This window comes from Algoriphagus persicinus (assembly GCF_035156415.1).
Classification (GTDB): Bacteria; Bacteroidota; Bacteroidia; order Cytophagales; family Cyclobacteriaceae; genus Algoriphagus; species Algoriphagus persicinus.
Window position 1 is genome coordinate 289,662 of sequence record NZ_JAYEEY010000001.1, and the last position, 24,365, is coordinate 314,026.

21 protein-coding genes and 1 pseudogene are annotated in these 24,365 nt (G+C 42.6%); 11 read left to right on the forward strand and 11 right to left on the reverse strand.

What is annotated here, in order from left to right:
* The first annotated feature begins 52 nt into the window (after positions 1–52).
* Together pnuC and U3A58_RS01260 are read left to right on the forward strand one after the other, a co-directional pair.
* Positions 53–664: a nicotinamide riboside transporter PnuC gene (gene pnuC / locus U3A58_RS01255; RefSeq protein WP_323821551.1), complete on the forward strand. Its 612-nt coding sequence runs from the start codon at positions 53–55 to the stop codon at positions 662–664.
* Between the two features lie 103 nt (positions 665–767).
* A complete protein-coding gene (locus U3A58_RS01260) occupies positions 768–1,289 on the forward strand; it encodes an ATP-binding protein (RefSeq protein WP_323821552.1) in 522 nt (173 codons plus the stop codon).
* A gap of 45 nt (positions 1,290–1,334) precedes the next feature.
* Here the strand turns inward: U3A58_RS01260 and U3A58_RS01265 are convergent, their stop codons facing one another.
* The 4 genes from U3A58_RS01265 to U3A58_RS01280 all read right to left on the reverse strand — a co-directional run bounded on the left by U3A58_RS01265 (position 1,335) and on the right by U3A58_RS01280 (position 5,355).
* Positions 1,335–2,420 (reverse strand): serine hydrolase domain-containing protein, encoded by a 1,086-nt coding sequence (locus U3A58_RS01265; RefSeq protein WP_323821553.1) that lies wholly within the window; start codon positions 2,418–2,420, stop codon positions 1,335–1,337.
* A gap of 274 nt (positions 2,421–2,694) precedes the next feature.
* Entirely contained in the window at positions 2,695–3,549 is an 855-nt protein-coding gene (locus U3A58_RS01270; RefSeq protein WP_323821554.1) for a mechanosensitive ion channel family protein, read from the reverse strand.
* Between the two features lie 25 nt (positions 3,550–3,574).
* Positions 3,575–4,279, reverse strand: a complete 705-nt coding sequence (locus tag U3A58_RS01275) for a methyltransferase domain-containing protein (RefSeq protein WP_323821555.1) — start codon at positions 4,277–4,279, stop codon at positions 3,575–3,577.
* Entirely contained in the window at positions 4,279–5,355 is a 1,077-nt protein-coding gene (locus U3A58_RS01280) for a type III polyketide synthase (RefSeq protein WP_323821556.1), read from the reverse strand. The genes U3A58_RS01275 and U3A58_RS01280 overlap by 1 nt, the downstream gene beginning before the upstream one ends.
* A gap of 201 nt (positions 5,356–5,556) precedes the next feature.
* Here U3A58_RS01280 and U3A58_RS01285 point away from each other — a divergent pair, with 201 nt between their 5' ends.
* On the forward strand, positions 5,557–6,453 hold the full coding sequence (locus tag U3A58_RS01285; RefSeq protein ID WP_323821557.1) for a UbiA family prenyltransferase: 897 nt from the start codon (positions 5,557–5,559) through the stop codon (positions 6,451–6,453).
* Here the strand turns inward: U3A58_RS01285 and U3A58_RS01290 are convergent.
* Positions 6,450–7,565: an NAD(P)/FAD-dependent oxidoreductase gene (locus U3A58_RS01290; RefSeq protein ID WP_323821558.1), complete on the reverse strand. Its 1,116-nt coding sequence runs from the start codon at positions 7,563–7,565 to the stop codon at positions 6,450–6,452. The two genes, U3A58_RS01285 and U3A58_RS01290, sit on opposite strands and share 4 nt — an antisense overlap.
* Positions 7,566–7,672: 107 nt before the next feature.
* Here U3A58_RS01290 and U3A58_RS01295 point away from each other — a divergent pair, with 107 nt between their 5' ends.
* Together U3A58_RS01295 and U3A58_RS01300 are read left to right on the forward strand one after the other, a co-directional pair.
* Complete coding sequence (locus U3A58_RS01295) at positions 7,673–10,198, forward strand: zinc-dependent metalloprotease (RefSeq protein WP_323821559.1); 2,526 nt, start codon at positions 7,673–7,675, stop codon at positions 10,196–10,198.
* Positions 10,199–10,433: 235 nt separating this feature from the next.
* Positions 10,434–10,841: a Fur family transcriptional regulator gene (locus U3A58_RS01300; RefSeq protein WP_323821560.1), complete on the forward strand. Its 408-nt coding sequence runs from the start codon at positions 10,434–10,436 to the stop codon at positions 10,839–10,841.
* Here the strand turns inward: U3A58_RS01300 and U3A58_RS01305 are convergent.
* Positions 10,838–11,065 carry a hypothetical protein gene (locus U3A58_RS01305; RefSeq protein WP_323821561.1) on the reverse strand — a complete coding sequence of 76 codons (228 nt, stop codon included), beginning with the start codon at positions 11,063–11,065 and terminating at the stop codon, positions 10,838–10,840. The two genes, U3A58_RS01300 and U3A58_RS01305, sit on opposite strands and share 4 nt — an antisense overlap.
* Before the next feature lie 151 nt (positions 11,066–11,216).
* On the opposite strand from U3A58_RS01305, the gene U3A58_RS01310 reads away from it, so the two are divergent.
* Positions 11,217–11,690, forward strand: a complete 474-nt coding sequence (locus tag U3A58_RS01310; RefSeq protein WP_323821562.1) for a YcxB family protein — start codon at positions 11,217–11,219, stop codon at positions 11,688–11,690.
* 122 nt (positions 11,691–11,812) lie between these two features.
* Here the strand turns inward: U3A58_RS01310 and U3A58_RS01315 are convergent, their stop codons facing one another.
* The 5 genes and pseudogenes from U3A58_RS01315 to U3A58_RS21745 form a co-directional block, all read right to left on the reverse strand.
* Positions 11,813–12,352 carry a dihydrofolate reductase family protein gene (locus U3A58_RS01315; protein ID WP_323821563.1) on the reverse strand — a complete coding sequence of 180 codons (540 nt, stop codon included), beginning with the start codon at positions 12,350–12,352 and terminating at the stop codon, positions 11,813–11,815.
* 146 nt (positions 12,353–12,498) lie between these two features.
* A complete protein-coding gene (locus U3A58_RS01320) occupies positions 12,499–14,049 on the reverse strand; it encodes a glycoside hydrolase family 43 protein (RefSeq protein ID WP_323821564.1) in 1,551 nt (516 codons plus the stop codon).
* Complete coding sequence (locus U3A58_RS01325) at positions 14,042–16,192, reverse strand: beta-L-arabinofuranosidase domain-containing protein (protein ID WP_323821565.1); 2,151 nt, start codon at positions 16,190–16,192, stop codon at positions 14,042–14,044. Before U3A58_RS01325 ends, U3A58_RS01320 begins: the two co-directional genes overlap by 8 nt.
* A gap of 257 nt (positions 16,193–16,449) precedes the next feature.
* Positions 16,450–17,496: a family 43 glycosylhydrolase gene (locus U3A58_RS01330; protein WP_323821566.1), complete on the reverse strand. Its 1,047-nt coding sequence runs from the start codon at positions 17,494–17,496 to the stop codon at positions 16,450–16,452.
* Between the two features lie 91 nt (positions 17,497–17,587).
* Positions 17,588–17,665 (reverse strand): annotated as a pseudogene (locus U3A58_RS21745) (DUF3823 domain-containing protein); the annotation flags it as partial.
* 157 nt (positions 17,666–17,822) lie between these two features.
* Between U3A58_RS21745 and U3A58_RS01335 the strand changes: the two are divergent.
* The 5 genes from U3A58_RS01335 to U3A58_RS01355 all read left to right on the forward strand — a co-directional run bounded on the left by U3A58_RS01335 (position 17,823) and on the right by U3A58_RS01355 (position 24,339).
* Positions 17,823–20,897 carry a PVC-type heme-binding CxxCH protein gene (locus U3A58_RS01335; protein WP_416377272.1) on the forward strand — a complete coding sequence of 1,025 codons (3,075 nt, stop codon included), beginning with the start codon at positions 17,823–17,825 and terminating at the stop codon, positions 20,895–20,897.
* A 7-nt stretch (positions 20,898–20,904) separates the two neighbouring features.
* Positions 20,905–21,459: a plastocyanin/azurin family copper-binding protein gene (locus tag U3A58_RS01340; protein WP_323821568.1), complete on the forward strand. Its 555-nt coding sequence runs from the start codon at positions 20,905–20,907 to the stop codon at positions 21,457–21,459.
* Positions 21,460–21,589: 130 nt separating this feature from the next.
* Positions 21,590–22,315: a ThuA domain-containing protein gene (locus U3A58_RS01345; protein WP_323821569.1), complete on the forward strand. Its 726-nt coding sequence runs from the start codon at positions 21,590–21,592 to the stop codon at positions 22,313–22,315.
* Positions 22,316–22,365: 50 nt separating this feature from the next.
* Positions 22,366–23,481: a Gfo/Idh/MocA family protein gene (locus U3A58_RS01350; protein ID WP_323821570.1), complete on the forward strand. Its 1,116-nt coding sequence runs from the start codon at positions 22,366–22,368 to the stop codon at positions 23,479–23,481.
* Positions 23,482–23,487: 6 nt separating this feature from the next.
* On the forward strand, positions 23,488–24,339 hold the full coding sequence (locus tag U3A58_RS01355) for a sugar phosphate isomerase/epimerase family protein (protein ID WP_323821571.1): 852 nt from the start codon (positions 23,488–23,490) through the stop codon (positions 24,337–24,339).
* Positions 24,340–24,365: the final 26 nt, after the last annotated feature.

The window sequence follows — 24,365 nt, forward strand, 5'->3', positions numbered from 1 at the left end:
TTCTTTGTGTTTAAACCCTTCTTAATAGCACAAAAATTCGTTATTTCGAGCCATGGAATTACACTACCTGCTTGACGGGTTGGCTGCAGGCCTACAGAATATGACCTGGCTGGAGGCATTTGCAGTATTTTTTGGAATTGCCTCGGTGATGTATTCCATGAAGGAGCATATCTGGGTGTATCCCACAGGAATTATTTCTACGCTGATATATGTCTGGATTTGCTTGCAGTACAGGCTGTATGCAGACATGGGCATTAATGCCTATTATTTCAGCATGTCTATTTATGGCTGGTATGTATGGACTCATCCCAAGGAAGGAAAGGCCGAGCTGCCAGTGACTTGGCTGAAAATGAGCGGCTGGGCAATCTCACTTGGGATTTTCTTAGTCTCCTACCTCATTTTAGTTTATGTGCTTTTGAATTTCACCGATAGTGATGTGCCTTATTGGGATTCATTCACTACGGCTTCGGCTTTTGTAGGGATGTGGCTGATGGCCAAAAAGAAAGTAGAAAACTGGATATTTTGGATTTTGACGGATTTGGTAGCCGTGCCCTTGTATTTCTATAAAGGCTTAATCTTAACTTCTTTTCAATACCTTTTCTTCACCATTTTAGCAGTTATGGGCTTAATTGCCTGGATCAAATCAGCACGAAATCGAGCATGACACAAGCGACATATAGAGGTAAGATTATTACCATGCGAGATTCCACCTGCCTGACGGCAGTCAGGTGTGCCCTTAAAAAAACAAATTATAAACACATGAAAAAATGTCTAGCCTAAAACGAATTTTAATCCTCGGTCCGGAATCTACTGGGAAAAGTACGTTGGCGGAAGGCTTAGCTGAATATTGTGGAGAGCCTTGGGTCCCAGAATTTGCCCGAGAATACTTAGAGGATTTAGGTAGAGAATATCGCTATGAGGACATGCTGGGAATAGGCGAAGGTCAGGTTGCTCTAGAAAATGAGATGGCCGAGAAGGCTAAAAAATATCTGTTTTGTGACACTGATTTGAGAGTTATCCACATTTGGTCGGAACATAAATTTGGAAAGACTGATCCTTGGGTAATGGATCAAATTAAGGAAAGGAAATACGATTTAATCTTGCTTACTGACACAGATTTACCTTGGGCACCGGATCCGTTGAGAGAATATCCCGAACTGGAAATGCGGCAGTATTTTTTCAAAAAGTACCTGCAATTAGCCAAGAGCAGTGGATTTCCGTATTTGATTATTTCCGGTGACCGGAAGAAAAGGCTAAAGACAGCTGTATCGGCTATCAATCAACTTTAGAATTAGATTCCTTTTAATTTTCAAATCTTCCAATTTTGAATTACTTCACCACTTTCCAAGGGAAAGAGTTGCGGCCTCTACTAGTCTCATCATGTCCGGATGGGCATTGTTGTTCAGAATGATAATGGTTTTGTTTTCGTCTATGTATCGGACGATTATAGTTTTGTAGCCGGGATTGTCTCCCACATGCATGACCATTTTGCCGAAGGGGCTTTGAGGTTTTATCTCCCAACCAAAGCCGTAATAACTCAAAAAACCTTCGTCTAATTTGAAAGGAGTATAAGCAGCTTCCAAGGTAGTTGTTGAGACCAGTTTTTCAGTATAAAGCGCCTGATCCCATTTGTATAAGTCTTCCACATTGCTACTGACTCTTCCTGGTCCTTTTCTATTGCCGAGCCATACGGTGTAATCAGAAGAGTGAAAAGTATTAGCGTTGACATAATTGCCATTTTCATCCTTTTGGTGGCCAGCAGCAAAGGTCTGAACCTGTGCTTTTTCCTCCATAGCTCTAATGCCAGTACTCTTCATTTTCAGCGGATCAAAAATCCATGCTTTGGTAAGTTCTACAAAATCTTCACCGGTTACTTTCTCCACCACACTTGCAAGTAAAACATAGCCAGTATTGCTGTATTCATACTTTTCTCCTGGGGTGAAGGATTTTGGAGGGGAATATTTTCTTAGATATTCGAGAATGTCGGAATTACCTGCCACTTTGCTTTTGTCCCAGTGCTCATCCATGATCGTCTGATAATCAGGTAAACCACTAGTATGCGTGAGGAGATTTCGAATTGTAATTTTTGGATATGGTGTTTCTATGTATTTTGAGAGCTGATCATCAAAACTCAACAGCCCTTTTTCCTTGCACATCATCACCATCATAGCTGTGAATTGCTTGGATAGGGAGGCTAGCTCGAATAGGTCATCCTCATGAAGCAAGATTCGATTTTCATAGGTTCTCATTCCCATGGCTTTTTCGAAAAGTATCTCTCCTTTTTCTGCAACTAAAATAACCCCGGAAAATCCCTCTTTTTCTGCTCTTTCTACAGCATCGCTCAGGATTTTTTGCTGGGCAAAGCCTTCTAGCTGAAGAGAAACAATGACCACAAGGAAGAGTGCGAGATATTTGTACATGACAAAGAGATTTGACAGGAATTTACAAAACCTTTTGCTATTGCGCTAATGAGATCCATAGGCATTTAGTATCGAAAAGCGGGGAATGGAGAATTAGAGACTGCTATCGACGGTGGTCTAGGGACGATTATCCGCCTTTACAATTGCTTTTTCCACATCAGAGTCTTCCTTGCTACTACACATATTGAATCCTATTGGTGGACTGTTGAGGCTAAAGATGCTTAAACAACAAAGGCGATCAATTTGATCGCCTTTGTTGTAAATGAGGGGATTCCTAGGAATTTGAATCTTCTTCGGCTGCTTTTTCTTTGATCTGATGAACAACTCGCTGAGGGAAAGGAATTTCAATTCCATTTTTCTCAAACTCCGTGTTAATAGCTTCCATTCCGTCGAAGTGCATGGGCCACAAGTCGCCTGATTTTGCCCAAACTCTGACCACCATATCCAAGGAGCTATCCCCGAAATTTGACAATGCTACAAAAGGTGCAGGATCCTTGAGAGCACGAGGCTCGTTCTCAAAGATATTCAGCAAAATCTCTTTTGCTTGCTTGATATTGGTGCCGTATGCCACTCCCACTTTGAATTCAGTTCTTCTGGTCGCTTGAGTACTCATATTAATGATATCTGAATTGGCCAGACTACCATTTGGGATAACGACCTCCAAATTATCAAAAGTCAGTAAGTGGGTGTACAATATCTGTATTTTGGCAACTGTCCCGGTATGTCCCTGCGCAACTATTACATTACCTACTTCAAAGGGTTTAAAACCTAAAATCAGAATACCTCCGGCAAAATTTGAAAGAGAGCCTTGCAAAGCCAGGCCTATAGCCAAACCGGCTGCACCAAATATGGCTACTGTGGATCCTAAAGGCGCACCCAGAATACTGGCCACCCCCATGAATAAGGTGATGTATAATATGATTTTAACAAAGCCAAAAAGAAATTCATTTAAAGAAGGATTATTGTCCCTTTTTTCCAATAGGTTTCTCATCCCCTTCAAAAGACTCTTTACAATAAATTTACCTATTAGGTAAAAAATTACAGCAAATATAAGTCTTGGAACAATTAAGTACGCCAAGTCAATTGCACGTTCATAAAATGCATTTACCGTTTCCTGAGAAATTTCCATGTTAATTTATTTTGGTTGAGAATTACTAAAATATAATGTTCACTTGCCAGCGAAAAGCCCAATTCCAAGAAATTGTAAAATCAGCTATTCCTGCTTTGTTCAGGATTCTTTCCCAATCATTTCTTGAAAAACTCCTTAAAACCGATAATGACGCATCATGACGTACCATTTTCGATTTACTAAAAAGGCGAGTCAGAAATTTAATGCTAGTGTATGCGAACCAATGTCTATGAAGATCATTAATCACAATTCCCAAGTGAGATTTAGCTTGGAGCGACTTCAAAAGTCCGACTAATTCGCTGTCTGTAAAATGATGTGTAAAGAGCGTACAGGTAGAAATATCTACTTTTTCTTCGGAGAATTCTGGTTCAAAAACATTCTGAACTCTCCAGCTGACTTCTGATAAGTCAGCTAACCTAACTGCCGCAAGACCAATAATGTTCCTGTTGGCATCGATTCCCGTAAAATACACCTGCTTTTTTCGCCTTTTTGCCCAGCTACCCATCACTCGGATCATATCCCCACCACCACAGCCGATATCTGCTATGGAATAGGAGTTTTGTGGATAACTCTTAAAAATCTTCGCCAACCCAGAGGTGGTTACATAGTTTCCTCCCAGCCAGCGGTTGATAGTTTTTAGCTCTCGCAATGTTTGATTTAGCTCTTCACCTGAGCAATTCAGGTCATCCATCAACTCTTTTTCTTCACTTCTCTGCGCAAACTTGCTCATCACTTTTCCAGAAGTAAGGTCTCCAATGTAATGCCAGGCCCAAATCCCATTGCTAGAATTTCTCCCTGAATTTGATCATCACGCATCATACGCTCCAACACAAATAATATAGTCACTGATGACATATTCCCAAACTGATTCAGGACATTCATGGCATGGGTATTTACGGATTCGTCCAAGCCAAATGCCTCTTGAACTTTCTGAAGAATCTGTTTTCCACCTGGATGAATAGCAAAGTTATCCACTGTGGATAACTTAAATTTTTCTTCAAATCTCTCTTTTAATTGATGGATTCCCTGATCCAAAAGCGTAGGTATATATTTGCTCAGGCGCATTTCAAAGCCAAAATCTCCAATTCCCCAAGCCATATCTCCCTCTCCTTCCCGAAGCACCTGGCTTAGGTAGGATTTGATTCTCAGTCCTGAATCACCCTTCATTACCAAGGCTGCAGCTGCTCCATCCCCAAAAAGTGAATTGGCGAGGATGTTATCTTCCACGTAGTCCTTTTGAAAATGAAGTGTGCAAAGCTCCACGGACACCAGCATGACTTTGGCTGTCGATTCTGCTCTTATAATTTTATCCGCCAATTTCAATCCGGTAAAAGCAGCATAGCAACCCATAAAATGCAGGCAATATCGCTCCACAGAATCATCTAGTGACAACCGTTTCATTAAGTCCAATTCCACACCCGGTGCTATCATTCCTGTACAAGACACCAAGATCAAATGTGTAATTTCTGAAGCTTTTACCTCAGTTTTGGAAAGGCAATTTGTGACAGCTTCCTCACAAAGAAGAGGAGCAGTTTGACGAAAAACTTCCATTCTTGCCTTGGTTCCAGGTATGGGCTCAAAATCTTTTGACTTAGGGAAAAAAGTATAGTCATTTGGGTCGGATTGCTCAAAATCACTCAGCACACTGTATCGACTTGAAATCCCAGATTTCCTATACAAAAAATTAAGCTTCCTAGCTTCCACCTCATCCAGCTGATGTGCTTTTTGCATAAAGCTGGCAATGGAAGACTGATCGATCGGTTTTCCTGGATTTGCCAAGCCAATGCTTACTATTCCAATAGTCATAGGAAGAAATTTGAGTTCTGGAAATCTATCATCTTGCTTAGTGTTTAGTTGGATCCTCTATTGTTTTTTCCAAAACGATGCCGAAATGTTTCATCCCATACATATTTCACTACATCAAGTTACTCGAATATATCTAAATTGGGTGAATGCATTGTAACCATCTCAACTCCGAAAAGTTATAATCCGAACCTGATTTACGCTATGATTTCCCTTTCCAGCCTTAAGCATCTTCGAATTCCATTTTCGCTCTTTTTGATGCCCGTATTTTTCTTTGCGCTAGCACTTACCCCCAACCATAATGAGTCTAGGATAGTATGGGTTTTTATTGCAATGCACCTGTTTTTATACCCATCAAGCAACGGTTACAACAGTTACTTTGACAAGGATGAAGAAAGTATAGGTGGGCTGAAGCACCCTCCAAAAGTGACTAAGGATCTGTACTGGCTTTCCTTGGTCTTTTTTCTGATTGCTATAAGTATAGGGTCAGTCATCAACTTTAGTTTTGCGCTTATGCTTGTGATCTATGGTTTGGTAAGCATGGCTTATTCACATCCTTCGATCCGCATCAAAAAGTACCCCTGGCTGAGTTGGTTTATTGCAGGTTTGTTCCAAGGATATTTCACATTCGCTATGGCTCATGCTGGGCTAAGTGATTTGAGTTGGAATGTGTTATTCAAGGCTCATGTGGCGATTCCGGGGCTTTTGACGAGTTTGATGCTGTGGGGAAACTATCCTTTAACACAAGTTTATCAGCACGGCGAGGATAGCCGAAGAGGTGACCGTACATTAAGCTTGGTCTTAGGCATCAAGGGTACTTTCCTTTTTTCGGCTTTGGCTTTTATGCTCACCGGAGCTGCTTTCGCGTGGTTTTTCTTTGATCGAAATCAAAGCCAAATTCTTTGGATTTACTTGGCCGCGATGACACCGATAATGTTGTACTTTTTGACTTGGTTTAGCTTTATCCGACTAAATCCATCGAAGTATGCAAATTACAATTGGGCGATGGGGATGAATTATTTCTCTGCACTCGCACTTAATGCATTTTTCATTTACTACTTCCTAGAGAACACACAAATCTTACAGGCTTTGGGTTATTAGAATGGTTTTCCGTGCGTGTTTTTTATAATTTGCTTTGCAACAAATGGTACATGCTGAATTAGGTTTTTTACAAATACTGAAGCTTGTCTGGCACCAAAAAGTCGCTGGACTTTTCGACCAAACCAAAGCCTTCGCTCAAAATGTGATTTCCAGGAAGTCTCATAGTTGATTTCGATTTCTCGCCTCGATTTTCCAGCTAAAATTGCCTCAGCTGCCAACTTACCAGACTGGATTGCCATAGCCATCCCATTTCCACAAAGTGGGGTAATCAATCCTGCCGAATCCCCCGCCATGAGGATATGATTTTCCACAGGATTCTTTCTCTCAAAATTGATCTCATTGATCACTTCTGGCTTTTCAAAGAGAAAATCGCTATCGGTAAATAAGCGCTTCAGGATCGGATTTTCCCACAGAATTTCTTGTTCCATAGCTTCAATGGAACCATACTTTCTGAGATGTTCACGATTTCCCAAATAGCATAAATTTGATTTGCCCTCTTCTATCGCATTCACCCCACAATACCCCCCTTCGAAATTGTACAGCGCAACTGCCTCCCGATTAAAATCAGTCTTTATATGATATTTAACGCCAATATAGGAGCTTCGCTTTTCGACAAACCTGCGCTTCAAGGCTTTGTCCAGCTTTGATCTTTTGCCAAAGGCACCAATCACAAAATCCGCTGTCAAAAACTCACCGTCAGCCATTTCGACTCGAAACTGATTTTCGAAGTCATCAAAAAATACAGACTCTACCTGCACTCCAGTCAGTACATTACCGCCCCGTTCTATTACTTTCTGACAAAGGTGCTCATCCAGCACATAGCGACTAATACCAAAACCACCCAAATCCAGGGGTGTAGAGACGCTTTTCCCTGAAGTGTCAGAAAACAGGAAGGTATTAATACGCGGGAATTCAGGCTGCTCAGGCAGGAGGTTTTCCCTGGTCAAAAAATCAAGTACTTCATTGGATAGATATTCGCCACAAACCCGATGAAAGGGATACCTCTTCTTTTCTATTAAAATAACTTCCTGTCCGCTTTTGACCAGTATATAAGTAGCTATCAAGCCTGCCAGACCTCCTCCGATCACTACGATTTTGCGCTTATCTTTCACTGAACTACCTTTAACTTTATAAATATACCGCCTATCAAAAATGGGTAATCCTTACAGATGGTTTCAGGAAATTCACGGTTTAGAATATACTTAACCAAATATTAACTATGAGAAATACCATACCCAAATTACTTAAGAGATTAACTCTATTAATAAGTGTAATGGGTGTAATGCTGTATTCTACGGATACTTTTGCTCAGAAAAAGAAGAAAAAGGATTCCAAGAAAGAAAGAACTACACCAGCTACACCTGCCAAACCAAAAGGTAATGATTCAGAACCAAAACCTTACAATGAAGTAATCACGGCAAAAGCAAAATCAAAAGATGGACTTTTCAAGGTGCATCAGATTGAGGACAAATATTATTACGAGATTCCTGACTCTCTGCTTGGCAGAGACATGCTGATGGTCACTACTATCGCTAAAACAGCTGACGGTCTAGGCTATGGTGGTGAGCGTACCAACACGCAAATTTTGCGCTGGGAAAAGAACAACAATGACATCCACTTAAAAGTAGTCTCTGTGAATAACTATGCAGCTGATTCGCTACCTATAGCTTTGGCGGTAAAGAATTCCAATTTGGAGCCAATACTACAGAAATTCTCTATCAAGTCTCTCGCTACAGATTCTACCGGAATCGTTATTGAGGTGACCGACTTATGGGCTAAGGATGTACAGGCAGTAGGTCTTCCTAAAGGACGGCGTACTCAATACAAAGTAACACGTCTAGATACAGATAGATCTTATATCGAGCATGTTCATACCTATCCGATCAATATCGAAGCGAGGTATGTGATGACTTACATTGCTAACGAACCTCCTTCAAACAGCTCAACAGGGTCAATCACCCTGGAGTTGAACTCTTCCATGTTACTTCTCCCAAAGGAGCCGATGATGCAGCGTTTGGGAGATCAGCGCGTAGGTTGGTTTAGCAGATCAATAGTTGATTACGGAGCTGATGCCCAAAAAGCCCAGAATCGGACTTTCCTTGACCGATGGAGACTGGAAGTAAAGGATGAGGACATGGCGAAATTCAAGGCAGGCGAATTAGTAGAGCCGAAGAAGCAAATAGTCTTTTACATCGATCCTGCAACTCCTAAGCAGTGGATCCCTTACTTGATCGCCGGTGTGGAAGATTGGCAGGTTGCATTTGAAGCTGCCGGTTTCAAAAATGCTATTGTTGCCAAACTAGCGCCAACTAAAGAGGAGGATCCTGACTGGAGTCCTGAAGATGCCAGATATTCTGTGATCCGATATTTTGCTTCAGATATACAGAATGCATACGGCCCTCATGTTTCTGATCCTAGATCAGGTGAAATCCTGGAATCTGATATCGGCTGGTATCATAATGTGATGAATTTGCTAAGAAACTGGTTCTTCATCCAAACAGCAGCCATTAACCCAGATGCGCAAAGCGTACAATTCAAAGATGAAGTGATGGGTAGATTGGTTCAATTTGTTTCTTCTCACGAAGTAGGGCACACACTTGGACTTCCACACAACTTCGCTTCTTCACATGCTTACCCAGTAGAGAAATTGAGAGATGCGGCCTTCACCAAAGAAATGGGAACAGCTCCATCAATCATGGATTACGCCCGATTCAATTACATTGCTCAGCCTGGTGATGAAGGAGTAAGCTTAATGCCTAATGTCGGCCCGTATGACAAGTATGCCGTCGCTTGGGGTTACAGACCAATTCCTGATGCTGCCACACCAGAAGATGAATTATTGACATTGGATAAGTGGATCTTGGAAAAGCAAGGTGATCCTGTTTACAGATATGGCCGCCAAGGAAATAGCTATGACCCAACGACACAAAGCGAAGATTTAGGTGACAATTCTGTGAAAGCATCTGAATATGGTATCGCAAACTTGAAGCGTATCATGCCAAACCTGATGGAATGGACAGCAGAGCCAAATAAGCCGTATAAAGATTTCGATGATTTGGAGGAAATGTACGGTCAGGTGATCACGCAATTCAACAGATATATGGGTCATGTGAAAACCAATGTTGGTGGTGTCGCTGAAGTGTACAGAGCTGTTGGACAGGATCTACCGGTCTATACGCATACTTCGAAAGACATCCAGAAGTTGGCTGTAGCTTTCTTGAACAAAGAGCTTTTCACTACACCAGCATGGATGATGCAAGATGATATCTTTGCTAGAACAGAAGATTTTGGAGCTTTGGAGAGAATCCGTGGCGTACAAGCAGGCACGTTGAATTCAGTGTTGGACTTAGGTAGACTTGGTCGAGTGATAGAAAACGAAGCGCTTAATGGTGACGATGCATACAAAATCACTGAGTTATTCGATGATTTGAGAAAGGGAATCTGGTCTGAGCTTCCTTCGGGCAAAACCATTGACGTGCACAGAAGAGCTTTGCAGAGAGCCTATATCGAGCGTATGGAATACCTCATGACGTCTGATGGACCGAATATCCCTGCAGGAGCGAGAAGATATTATGGCACTCAGATCAATGCATCTCAATCTGACATCAGACCGATGGCTAGAGGTGAGTTGAAAATTCTTCAAAGAGATCTTAGGTCTGCGATCTCTAAGACTTCAGACAGAATGTCTAAGCTTCACTTAGAAGATGCACTTGAAAGAGTCAATGCTATTCTTGATCCTAAATAAGGAGCATAGCGTAAAAGAGTAAGTTAAATGGGTGTCGAATCGGCACCCATTTTTTCTACGGTCCTCATGGCTCAACATTTTTTTAAATTGACTTTTAGGATATTTTATTGATCTTCTTCCCGCTAATAAAAATTGGCTATCATCAGCATAAAAAACCTTTGCGCCTCAGCGCCTTTGCGGGATATTAAAATACTTGAAATCAATTTTTGATTAGTTTTGTTTGAACTTCATAAATATGTCATCACCACTTTCCATACTTCAAAGTCATAAGCTGCGGATCACAGCTTGTCGTCAAGAGATTATCCGCGAGTTTCTGGATAAGCAAGTAGCTTTGGCACATTCAGATTTAGAAGAATTCTTAGACAGTCAATTTGATCGAGTGACGATCTACCGTACGCTAAAGACTTTTGTGGATAAAGACGTGGTGCATAAAGTACTCGATGATAGTGGGGCTACCAAATACGCCCTTTGCTCCCATGAAGCGGAGGAGCATAACCATGAACATGTCCATTTCAAATGTGAAATCTGCGGGGAAACCACCTGCGTGGAATCTACCACCCTTCCAAGTATCAAACTTCCTAAGGGTTTCAAAAAGAAAGAAATGAGCTTACTCGTGCAGGGAATCTGCAATAAGTGCCACTAAAACTCAATTGGTTCAGGGATTCTTGATTTTGGGGAATCGGTCGGCCATTGTACGCCGGGAGGCAAGTCAATTTTGGGTGGTGTGAAATCTTCTACTCCTCCGTCTCCTTCATCTTCACTGCTATCCCCTTTTTTCAAGGAACGTTTGGTCATGGTAGCCATGACATAAATTAGGATGACATAAGCCAAACCACATAGAATCAAATCGATTACAAGACTGCTCATCGCCAAAAGTTTGAGATAATATAATTGAATAGAAGATTTAAATCAATGGTAATGCCGATTTGTTTTCCAATAAAGATGTTTTTTTATGATTTAGCCAGACTTGCTAATTCCGTCGGATAGGTGGATATTTGCGCTCTGAAAAAGATAAGTGATGATAGTAAAAACAAAAAAATATCAACTCCCTACTGGCACCTATATCAAAATGGCTTTGGTCAATGTTCTGAAGGAACAATGGTGGGTAATTCCAATCGCATTGGTGATCATGTGCGGTTATTTTTGGATTCCTTCGATTTGGTGGATAATAGGTGCATTGATAGCATATGGCCTTTATGTATTGTTTTGGGCGATTCAGTTTACCGGTGTGACACAGATGGAGCAAAACAAAGTGATATTTGACAAGATGGCTTACGAGATCGACAGCCGACAGATATTGATGAAAATCAACACCAAGCAAGGAATGCCGGTGCAGTGGAATATGATCAAAAATGCCGAGGTGAGAAAAGATGCCTATGTACTTTACATGTCAAAGGCACAATTTATCCATCTTCCTTTCCGAATTTTCAACTCAGAAAATGAACGGAAATTTATGGAAACAATTTTAAAGCGGAAGGAGCTACTCAAATAGGCACCTCCCCATTCTATACCAAGAGCCTCCCATTTCGGGGAGGCTTTTTGCATCTAAGGGATAAAGAGAAATAATCCTTTTTCTAGTTTCTTGCTAATGATCTTGTTAAACTTTTAGTCTAGTCATTGCTCTTTTTTTAGATCGTAGGTAAGGATTTGAAGTCCGCCATCAAATGATTCTTTTTCTACTAATTCTCCGCTCAACGATGATTTTGAATCGCCGAACAGAGGGATTCCGCCTCCTAGTATAATAGGATTCAATTTTAGTTTCAATTGGTCAATTAAGCCATTGTCCAGGAGCCAACCTGCAAATTGTCCCCCTCCACACAAGTAAACATTACTTCTAGATTTTTCTATGATTTCTTTTACCCGCTTGATTGATTTCTCCTCAATATGGACTCTATCGGCTAGTTGGTCTATTCTAAGTGTTTTAGAGAATATATAATGATCCATATTTGGATAAGCTGGCTGTCCTGGTTTAAGTCCAAATTGATAGCCAAATTCATAAGTCTTACGCCCCATTATTACCGTTTCGAAATCTTGTAAATCAGCCAGGTACTTTTCCACCGCATCCCCTCTAGGAATGAACTTGCTTATATCGTCATTCTCTCCTGCTATAAATCCGTCAAGGGAACTTGCTACATAATAAATCACCTTTTTCATCTGTTTAGTTTTTGTTTCTCAATGGTCATAACCTGTCCCGTGACGAAGGAAACGGGATGGAATCTCGCAGGTAGATAATCATCCCAGTGTGTTGGATCAAAAATGAAGTCCGATTACTATGGACTTGATACTTTTTACGACATTTTCTACAAATATGAAATCTTCACTTCCTTGAAATGAGCATATGAATCTGTAGCTCCTTTTGCCACCATCCCAAGTCTAAATCCCATACCCCAAGGCACTAAATGCTTCACGTCTTGCTCTTCGCCTACTTGGATTGTTGTCCCAGCTACGATGGCTGATGTGGTCATTTTGTAGCCATTCTTGACACGTAATATTAGCTTCACTTCTTTGCTGTCAGGTATCTTCTGCGTGGCAATTTCCCTTGTCTTTTGGTTGATAGTTTCCCAAAGTATCAGCTGATTTCCTTTCACGGAAATCCCCATTCCTGCAGGTGGAGCACCGAAACCATTATTTGCTCCGCCAATCACCGCCAATCCGGTCGCGGCACTTCCATCAGGAATAATTGTCGCTTCGTATTGGTAATCCAGAGATTTGGTGCCTTGCACTAGCAACGTTCCCAAGGTTTCATTTTTCTCAGAGGCTTGAAGTTTTAGTCCTTCTTTTCCTGTTTCGTATTGGATATCTTGCGTCACTCTCCATTGCCAGATCGGATCCAATCGCTTTCTGAAATTGTCAGTGAATTCTAAAGAAGCTTTACTGCGCTCATAGCCCGCATTGTTTGCCATAATAGGCCAATTATCATCAGTCCATTGGATTTTCTCCAAGACTCCCTGGCGGCCCACATACACACTTCCTTCGGTGTTGTATGCATGATAGAGCATCCAGAAATCCCCGTCTTTTTCCACTACAGTGCCGTGTCCCGCGCATTTCCAATTCTCATTGTCCTTTAGTACCGGGTTCAACTCATATTTTTCCCAAGGACCCAAAAGAGCCTTGCTTCGCGCTACTCCGCTGACATAATCGCAGGTGATTTCGCAACAGCCTCGGGCAGAATAAGTAGCATAGAAATAGCCGTTTTTTTGAAAAATTGCGACCCCCTCCACTAATCCGCCTTCCCATGGTTGGTCATTTCGGAAAAGCTCATGTTTCTCACCGATCAGTGCTGTTCGGGTTTCATTGACTTCCTGTGCCCAAATCGGAGTTTTTTGCCCTTTGCTGTTTCCGTCTTCTTTCCAGAGGACGTAAAGTTTTCCATTTTCGTCACGTGTTTCAAAAGCATCGATAGAACCGTATTCTTGTGCTACAAGAGGCCCGTGATCGGTAAAGTTACTTTCTGGTGAGTCCGCGCTTGCCACTGCCACACTCAGACGATTGCTGTCTTTGTCTCTTGCAGTATAGTAAGCGTAGATTTTCTTCTGCTTCTCATCGTAAGATAGCTCGGGTGCCCAGAAGTTATTCTTTGCCCAAGAAGGTGCCCCCTCCGGAAATATATAATTTACCAAATCCCAATTCACCAAATCGGTAGATTTGAAAATGGGAAAAAGCGGTGCCCACTCATTGGAAGTGGCGGAAGCGTAATAGTACTTTCCGATTTTTACCACGGTAGGATCGGGGCGATCTCCAGCTAACACAGGATTATCAAAAGTCCTGTTTTGAGCAAATCCTAGGCTGGAAAAGCCAACAAACAGGAGAAGGATTATAATTATTCTCGGTAAGCCAAGTAGCTTATTCATTGATTTTAGGGTTATTTTCTAACTGAGGGAATGCGGTGATCCGTAATCTCGCAGCACCCATAGGCACCAAAGTCACGTCCACTACGGGTTGATCGGAGGTTTTGGGAAGGTCCTTCAATTCACCCACCAAACCATGCTGATCCAATTGCCATTCCGGAATCTGGCGCGCTTTGGCTACGATTTTAATCGGAACTTCCTCAAGAGTGAAGGGAAAGTCAGATTTTGGCCAATGTCCCTTCATTACTTCAAATGAAGAAGCTGGATCATTTTCATCCACAACCAAACTGTAGTTCCAATCGGTCACTGGATGAATCTCCCAAGAAGGCCATTTTTTGGTGTCAGCACTTTGCTGCCATTTGGAGTCCCATTGTGCCGTCTCGTTGCTGTCTTTTTTGAAATACTTCTCTCTGATCTTGAGTGAATAGGTCAAGGGGCCGCGGCTTACGCTTAGGCTGTTGCTATTTTTCTCCCAAGTTTTGGTCTGGATTTCCATCGGAAGGGTCAAAGCAACCTGATCTCCATTTGCCCAAGTCCTGGAGATTTTCACATAGCCGATTCCATCTATCTTTTCTTTGAGTATATCTCCATTTATAGTCACAGAAGCTCCTTTTGCCCAAGCGGGAATTCTAAGATAAAGTGGGAATTTAACTGCTTTTTCTGTGCTCATAGCAAATTTGATTTCCTCTTCAAATGGATAATGCGTGGTTTCTTCTAGGGTCACTTGAGTGCCATCACCGACTTTTACAGTCACTTTGCTTGCTCCATACATAGCTGCCACCACGCCGTTGTCTGGCGTTGCCATCCAGAGGTTTTCTATGAAATAAGGCCAGCCCTGCGAGTGATTATGCTGGCAACAGCGCGAGGAAAATGGGTTCATCATCAGAAATGGGCCAGAATTGGCTATTCCGGGAGAATGGTTTTCGGCATCCAGCAACACCATATTTGGCGAAGTAATGTAATGAAGCGCTTTGAAATCCGGCATTACTGCAGCTGGGTAGGTGTTGAAGGCAACTTCCTCGGCATGGTCTGCCCAGAAGGGATCGCCGGTAATTCTCAATAGATGTTCATCAGAATTCATCTGCTCCACCATCCCGCAGGTTTCTACGCCTTGACGCGGATCTGCATAGCCGGGACGTGCGTTCTCATCCGAACCAAACATGCCGCCGGGAACCTGACCAAAGTGCTCACGGATAATGTTGAAATTTTCATAAGTAGCTTCTAGGTCTTTTTCATCCTTGCTCAACAAGTAATACTGAGCGGGCTCACGAAAAGCTTGGGCATGATTCACATTGTGCCAGTCAACCTGATCACGATACCAGTCTGGAACCTCAGCTCCATCACGGACTTCATAGTGATTTCGCACCTGATCAATCGGCAAATCTCTCCCTCCCCAATCCGAGGTATTCTGATGGATTTTCTCTGCCAATTCAAGTAAAAACTCATCTCCTGTACGGTTGTACAGCCAAAAAACACTGTGAAGGTTGTCTCCCCCACGAAGGCGTTGCCAGTATCCTTCCAAAAATTCCTCATCGGGAACCGTCAACTCATATTTGAAATAATTGGTCATCAAATCGATGACCCGCTGATCCTGTGAATATTCGTAGTATGACTGCAAACAGTAAAGCATGATCATCTTTGCCCAGAAATCGGGATGATCCCCATCCATCAATTTTGGGCCAAAATCTCCATTTTCCCGCTGGCTAGTGAGCACAGATTCCAGCCAGATCGCAGCCTCATCGATCATGGCCTGATCTTCCAAAATGTAGCCGATATTAGCATAGCCTTTTAGCCAATAAGGCACCTCCTCCCAGCCCCATTCTCCGGTGCCATCCTTTGAAAGCCAGGCATTATTGTCCTTCTGAAGCCAGGCTGAGATCTCGCCAAGATTCCCGGTCAAGCCATTTTTTTGGCGGATAAGATATTCTTTCAAAAATCCCTCAGGTGTCACCGCGCCTACGGGAAGCTTAATCAGCGCACTGGGCACCAACGGCGCCCGATTGCTGACGTAAAATTCATTTGTATTTTCTGTGGGTATTCGATCTAGGAATGTAACCTGATTATTGAGATCATTCCCTGTATTACAAGAAACCAGCGCGGCACAAATTATCGGTGCCAGTGTTACTTTAAAGCGGGTTTTTAACATTTTTAGCAGGTTTTGGGATAGTGAATTTCCCTGATATCGCTACGCCTTGTTTCAGACTAGGCTTAATTTTAGTAGTGTTTCTAGTGTAGGTCTTTTTCATAATAGGTTTGGGTTTTTGTTAGTGAAATAAATTGAGTTTAAATGCCAAGGTAATAATGAAAATCTAAAATGGCTCTGATTTTCTATGGCAATAATTCAATGTCTCTCATCCCTCACCTGGCTATTTACTTTCCTCTTTTTCAGATTCCTAAATGAATCTAGTAAAAAACGGGGGATGCCTGCGAACTAATGCTAGGCACTCGACCGGCAATACTCGGCCAGCCATCAGTCCAGATTATCTTGTCCAAAAGCAATACTCTGCGATTTGTACCATTAGCAAGTTTGGGCTTTTGCATGGACATGCCATGATAAAGCAGCCATTCTTGACCCTCTTTGTCTGTTACGATCTCTGCATTATGTCCTGGACCTGCATAGCCATTTCCGCTTATGTTCTTCCCTACGACTAATGTGCCTGAGTCTGAATCCAGCATGCTCTTACCATCTTTGTCTATATAAGGCCCATCCAAATTCTCTGATCTACCTACCAAAACTTTATAGGTGCTATTAGCTCCTTCGCAGCAGGTTCCCGCAGATCCAAAAAGATAATAATACCCGTCTTTTTCATAGACGTAAGCAGCTTCCAGGTGATGTCCCGCAATTTGGATTTTCTCCCCAGTTGGTTTCTTACCATCATCTGTCAGCTCGGTAAGGTATAAGCCATGAAAACTTCCCCAGATCAGAAATTTTGTCCCTTCCTTTTCCATGAAAAATGGATCAATGGAATTGGCGACGCAGATTTCTTCAGAGTCAAATACTTTTCCCTGATCTACAAATGGCCCTTCAGGCTTGTTGGCAATTGCCAGTCCGATTCCTGGATTAGGGTCTCCCCAAGTAGAAAAGGAATAATACATAAAAAACTGATCTCCAACCTGCGTTACATCCGGTGCCCAAATACCTCCTTGTTCTTTCCAACTTGGCTTTTTGGTCATAGCATTTCCTGCCATTTCCCAGTTTACCAGATCTTTGGACTTGATCACTGGTACTAGGTGATAGCCTCCTTCTTCACCCCAGTTGTCTTCCGTGCCGAAAGCATAGAATTCATCACCTACTTTCACCACCGTCGGATCTGCCAATACAGGCTCAAAAACAGGATTGGTATAGGTCAGCGTGTCGCCTATTTTCGGAATAGAAGGACTAATTGTTTGGCTCTGATGCGACTCTGAGCAAGACCCTAATGCCAGGAAAATACAGACTAGAAGATGCATATGGTAGTTTTTTCTAAACATACTATAAAAAAGTCGGGTCACCCAGACCCATCTCAAGGTCTGAGCTTCCCAACTTTATCTAAAAAAACTTTTATAGATCTACTTTAACAATTTCTGAGAAAATCATATCCTCCACGCCTTGGATTCTTACCCCTATTCTGGCGTAGCCATAGTTTTGGGTTTAGAACATCAAAAATTATATCAATAGCTAGTTTTACAGCCTAAGTTGAATCAAAGTTTGTATTTTGATTCGACGTATTACTGATAAACCCTGATAAACCGAATTAATCATGCGATTAAGTAGAAACATCAATGTTCTCTTCCTGCTGATTGCGACTATTTTTCTTAGTCACAATTCCTTCTCCCTAGCTTCCGATTTTAGGGTCCTGCCAGAGCCGAGACGGGCAGAGGTACTTTTCCTTGGACATGCCAGCGAGCATCACAATTCCCGATTGTATGCACCATGGCTTGCTACAGCCCTCTTCGAAAGAGGTATCAACATTATTTATACAGAGAAACTGGAAGATCTGAACAAGGATAATCTAGCTAAATATGACGGCTTGGTGATCTATGCCAACCACGATGTGCTTTCCAAAGAGCAGGAAGCAGCTTTGAAAAACTTTGTGGAAAGTGGTAAAGGGCTCATTCCTTTACATTCTGCTACAGGTTGCTTCAAAAATTCCGATTGGTACATTGAGACTATCGGAGGGCAGTTTGCTTCCCATGGAGAAGGGGAATTCACTGCTGAGATCGTTGCGCCTGATCATATGATCATGCAAGGTCTGAAGCCAGTTACCACCTGGGATGAAACTTACGTTCATCAGCGGATTAATCCTGATATGACGGTACTCACAGAGCGTGTAGAAGGGGAAAAACATGAGCCTTACACTTGGGTGAGAAATGTGGGCAAAGGCCGTGTTTTTTATACTGCTTATGGTCACGATGAGAGAACTTGGAAAAATGAAGGTTTTTTGGCTTTGGTGAAAAACGGTATTTTCTGGGCTATGGGTGACGATGTCAAAGCCAATGTCACCGCATTGAATATTCCTGATGTTTCTATTTATGAGGAGACGATTTCTGATTTTACAAAAAGATATGAAGTGCCAAAGATGCAAGAAGCTTTGGCTCCCGAGGAGTCCATGAAACTAATTCAGAAGCCTGTTGATTTTTCCATAGAACTTTTTGCTTCGGAACCGGACATTCAGAATCCTATCGCCATGGCATGGGATGAGAGAGGGAGATTGTGGATCGTGGAATCAGTGGATTATCCGAATACGTTTAAAGAGACTGACGGCCAAACCAATGACCGCATCAAAATCTGTGAGGATACAGATGGAGATGGCAAAGCAGATAAATTTACCGTCTTCGCAGACGGATTGAATATTCCTACTAGTATGGTATTCGCAAATGGTGGAATTGTAGTCTCCATGGCTCCAGATTTTGTTTTTATGAAGGACACTGATGGCGACGACGTGGCAGATGTGAAAGAAGTCATCATAACGGGCTGGGGCAAAAACGATACGCATGCCGGGCCATCAAATCTTCAATATGGTTTTGACAATAAGATCTGGGGAGTAACCGGTTATTCTGGATTCAACGGAACGATCGATGGCAAACAGATGAGTTTTCCACAGGGGATCTACCGATTTGATCCTGACGGAAAAGACTTCGAATACCTAGCCGGATCCAGCAATAATACTTGGGGTTTGGGATTCTCTGAAGACAATAATGTCTTCATGTCCACTGCAAATAATACTCACGCAGGATATTATTCCATTCCTTCGAAATATTTGCAACGCACTTTCCCCAAAGCCGCAGAAGGTGAAGTCTTTCCAGAATTTGAGATTCAGCCAATCCAGAAAATTGACGGACACTACGATGCGCATGCTATGACCCCAAATCTGCGACAAGTGGATGTAGTCGGTGGATTCACTTCAGCCGCCGGTTTTAAATTATATACTGCAAGAGATTTTCCGAAGGAATATTGGAACAGAATCGCCTTCGTTAGTGAGCCCACTATTCGTCTGACACATAATGCGATCATCGAGCCGAATGGAGCTGGATTTGTGGAAAAAGACGGTTGGAATTTGCTGGCAAGTTCGGACGAGTGGTTCGGACCTGTTCAGGCAGAAGTTGGGCCTGATGGTGCTGTTTGGATAGCTGACTGGTACAATTTCATCATTCAGCACAATGTATTTGTGGAGCGTCAGGCTCCTTCGAGAATGGTTTTGCCATTTGAAGATCAGCCACACGGTCAGGGAAATGCCTTTCAAAGTAAACTTCGAGATACCAATCATGGAAGAATCTATCGTGTGGTTTACAAAGACGGAAGCAACGACAAGCCTATGAGCCTGTCCAAGGATGATTCGAAAGGACTGATCGCTGCTTTAAAAAACGACAATATGTTCTGGAGAATGACAGCTCAGAGATTGCTGGTAGAATCTGGAAATCAGAAAGTATTATCCGATCTCTACAAAATCGTCAATGATAAATCAGTAGATGAAATCGGCCTGAATAGCCCTGCTGTGCATGCCTTATGGACTCTGCATGGTTTGGATGCTTTCGAAGGAAATAATAGGGAAGCTATCAAAGTAGCAACTGAGGCTTTGACTCATCCTGCATCAGGCGTAAGAAAAGCAGCTGTAGCAGTTTTGCCTAATGATCAGACAACAACCCAAGCGATCAAGTCTGTTGGACTGACACAGGATCAGAATCTGAATGTAAGAATGCATGCCATCCTAAAATTAGCCGAAGTACCTGGAAATGCTGAAGCTGGCGCAATGCTCTATCAGGCAAGTTTGGAAGAGCAAAATGCGAAAGATGATTGGTTGCTAAAGGCGATTTTTGCGGCAGCTGCCGAGCAGGGAGAATTCTTTACCGATGCTATTGGCACAGACCAAACTGATTTGACTAATAGACTAGTGACCGCTGTTGCCAATGAAAAATATGAACTGGGAAGAAGGAGCACGCTTCAGTATTCTCCAGATGTGAAAGGCAAAGCTATTTCCATTTCCACAGAGATATCCCAAAGAGGAGATGAAGAACCATTTGGTGTGATTACCGCACATGGAGATTCCAACAATGGCTATACTTTCTATCTAGAAGAAGGCAAATTGCACTGGGTAGTAAAGCAAAATGGAGAAATTTTCGAAGCTGTGACCAGCGCAGCCTTGCCAGAAAGCTATGAAGTGCAGGCAATTCTTGCTCAAGATGGTAAAATGGAAATTTTGGTTGATGGCAAGTCTGTGGCCACAGCTAAGGTAGATGGAGCTTTCACAGACAGTCTTGCACCTAGCTTAAGATCTGGCCGTGACTTTGGCGGAGATAGAAATGTAGGTTCCTACAAAGACGAATTTAGCTTTGAAGGGAACCTGAGAAACGTAGTAGTAGAGTTAAAATAAGGATACCATGATAAAAGCAACCTTATTTCCCGTGGCAGCCATGTTGCTGTTTGGGAACTGGTACGATGCTCCCAAAGAGATGATATCTTCTGAAGTGATTGCACTTTGCGAAGCACAACCAAGTATCCAAAACGTAAACCAACCAGGGAACTACATCCGAATAGAGCGGAATGAGGGCGAACGGGTAACGACCATCTTGATTGAGATTGTACCGGAAATGATGAAGTTTGATTTGGATTCATTCAAAGTGAAAGCCGGGGACAAAATCATCTTAGAGATTGACAATCTTGATGGTATGCAGCATAACCTGTTGATTGCAAAGCCAGGAACTCTGGATGAAGTCGGTGCTGCCGCTGATGCGATGCTACGTGACCCGAAAGCTTCCGAGAAATTCTATGTTCCAGAAATCCCTGAGGTTCTTTTTTCTACAAAAATGATCGGGCCACAGGAGTTGTACACCTTGACTTTCACAGCACCCACTGAGCCTGGCAATTATCCATTTGTCTGTACTTTCCCAGGTCACTGGCGAATGATGAATGGGATTATGGAGGTAGAAGGGTGAGAAAGTGTGGGATGTAGGATGCCCGATGTCGGATGTTTGATATCGCAATCCTATCAGGCTGAGCGGAGTCGAAGCAACTTTGAAATAGTTATTTTCATTTCATAAATTCTAAATAAACACAACCCAAAATATGAACCTTAAAAAAATAATTATCCCCCTACTTAGCCTGATGCTAGTTTTCGGAATAGAAACGAGTCTACTGGCTAATGAAAATCCTTTCAAAAAGCCTATTAAAGTCCTTATGGTAGGCGGTGGATCATACCATGATTTTGACAAATGGTACAAAGGAGCTGACGTAGCTACTTTGGAAAAAGACGGTCTGGCCGAAGTGACTTACACAGACGATCCGTCCGCCATTTTGCAGTATTTGGATCAGACAGATGTGCTCTTCTTGGCAAATAATCAGCCGATTCCAGACGACGCTACGCGCAAAGCAATATTTGCTTTTGCTGATGCAGGAAAGGGAATAGTACTAGCTCACCCAGCAATTTGGTACAACTGGAACGACTGGCCAGAATATAACAAAACCATGGTTAGTGGAGGATCTAGAGGCCATAATGCCTATGGGAACTTCAATGTGGATTTGACCGATAAGCACCCAGTGACCAAGGGACTTCCATCCTATTTCTCTCTGGATGATGAACTTTATTATTTTAAAGTAGATGCTTCCGGTCCCGGGATAGAGATCCTTGCACAGGCAAGCAATTCCGAGACGGATCCTTTTCCTTCAATATTCATCGTAAAACATCCAAAAGCCAAAATCGTGGGTATCGCATTGGGACATGATGCAGCTTCTCATGACTTGGAAGCTTATCAAACCCTTATCCGAAATGCTGTAAAGTGGGCGGCTAAATAAGCTTCTCGACATTTCCATAAAATCAACAAGTAAACCTAAAGCATACATTAATGAGTCAAAAACAAATCACCGTAGTTATAGTCGGACTGGGTTTCGGCAAGGAGTTTATTCCAATCTATCAAGCGCATCCAAATATCAAAAGTGTGGGAATCTGTACCAGAAATCCCAAAACTATTGAGGAGCTGGCTACTAAATTCAACTTGGACAGAAATCTTTGCTTTACCAATTTCGAAGATGTGCCAAAGCGAGAGGATGTAGATGCGATTCATATCGTAACACCGGTACCAGATCATGCCAGAATGACTTTGGCCTCCCTAAATGCCAATAAGCATACGGCCTGCACAATTCCGATGGCCATGGCAAAGGAAGACTGCGCGGCTATAGTAGATGCGAAGAGAAAGTCTGGGAAAGTTTACATGATGATGGAAACGGCACTTTACACGCGCGAATTCTTATACGGATTGAATTTGGCAGAGACTGGCCAACTGGGTAGAATCCAGATGGTGAGAGGTTCTCATATTCAGGATATGAGTATGCCGGGCTGGGATGAATACTGGAAAGGTTTCCCGCCTATGTTGAATGGGACACACGCGATTTCTCCTCTTTTGAGAATCAACAATACCAAAGCTGAAACAGTAGTTTGTCATGGCTCAGGACGCTTGAGCGAAGACTTGGCTAGCCGCTATAGTTCTCCATTTGCGATGGAAACTGCTACTTTCACCTTGAAAAACTCAGATGTAATCGCCGAAGCGACACGCTCACTTTTCGACGTAGTGCGCCAGTATCGTGAGTCTTACGATGTGTATGGAACCAAAATGTCCTTTGAATGGGAACAATTGGAAGATGAAAGCCATGTGATTTTTGACGGAGGTGAAAATGCTCGGAGAATCGATGTGCCGGATACTGACGAACTGTTGATTGAGCCAATCAAGCATTTCACCAAAAGACAAACAATCGACGATCCAAACCATGTTTCTTTCCTTCAGGGAGCTGGACACGGAGGTTCTCATCCACATTTGGTGCAGGAATTTCTCGCTGCTATCGTAGAAGGTCGTGATTCCGCAGTGGATGCTGCTGTCGCTGCCAATTATACCTGTGCGGGAATTTGTGCACATGAGTCAGCCATGAAAGGCGGAGAGAGAATTCAGGTTCCAACTTTTGATTAATCAACAATGCAATTTGGAGTAAGTACATTTTTATGGGTATCGCCTTTCGATACCCATTCTTTTGACCTTGTGCATAAGGTGAAGGAGATGGGATTTGATATCATCGAAGTACCTGTGGAGGATAAAGATTTGGTGGATTGGGACGCGCTGAAAAAACTCACTGACGAACTGGGGTTGAAAGTCAGCATCAGCGGTGCATTTGGAGCAGATCGGGATATTTCCAGCGAGGATCCTGCAATCCGTGCAAATGGGCTGCAATACATTGAGGATTCCATTAAGATCGCTGCCAAAATGGGAAGCTCTTTATTTGGAGGACCAATGTATTCGGCTGTGGGAAAGCTTCGATCAGTTTCTGCTGAGCAAAAGAAGAAGGAATTTGACTGGTGTGTGGATAACTTAAAAAAAGCTTGTCAAACAGCGGAGGAATATCGGGTTATTTTAGGATTGGAACCACTCAACCGCTTCGAAAGTGATATGGTCAATACCGTGGATCAAGCCTTGGAGATTGTAAAGGCAGTGAATTCACCTTTTCTGAAAATCCAGCTCGATACCTTTCACAATAATATTGAGGAGAAAAATATCGCTGCTTCAATTCGAAAAGTAGGTAAGGATTTGCTTTGTCATGTGCAGGGGAATGAAAGTGACCGAGGTACGCCGGGAACTGGAAATCTAGCTTGGGATGAGATCAAAGAGGCTTTGGAGGAAATTGGCTACGAAGGGGCGATTGTAATCGAAACGTTCGGTGCGGTATCTAAGGAAATGGCAAAAGCAACCTGCATCTGGAGGCCCTTGGCTAATAGCGCCAATGAATTGGCGAGTGAAGGATTGGCTTTTTATAAGCAGCAATTTGGGAAATAAATTAGCAGATATTCTCTTTATCAGAA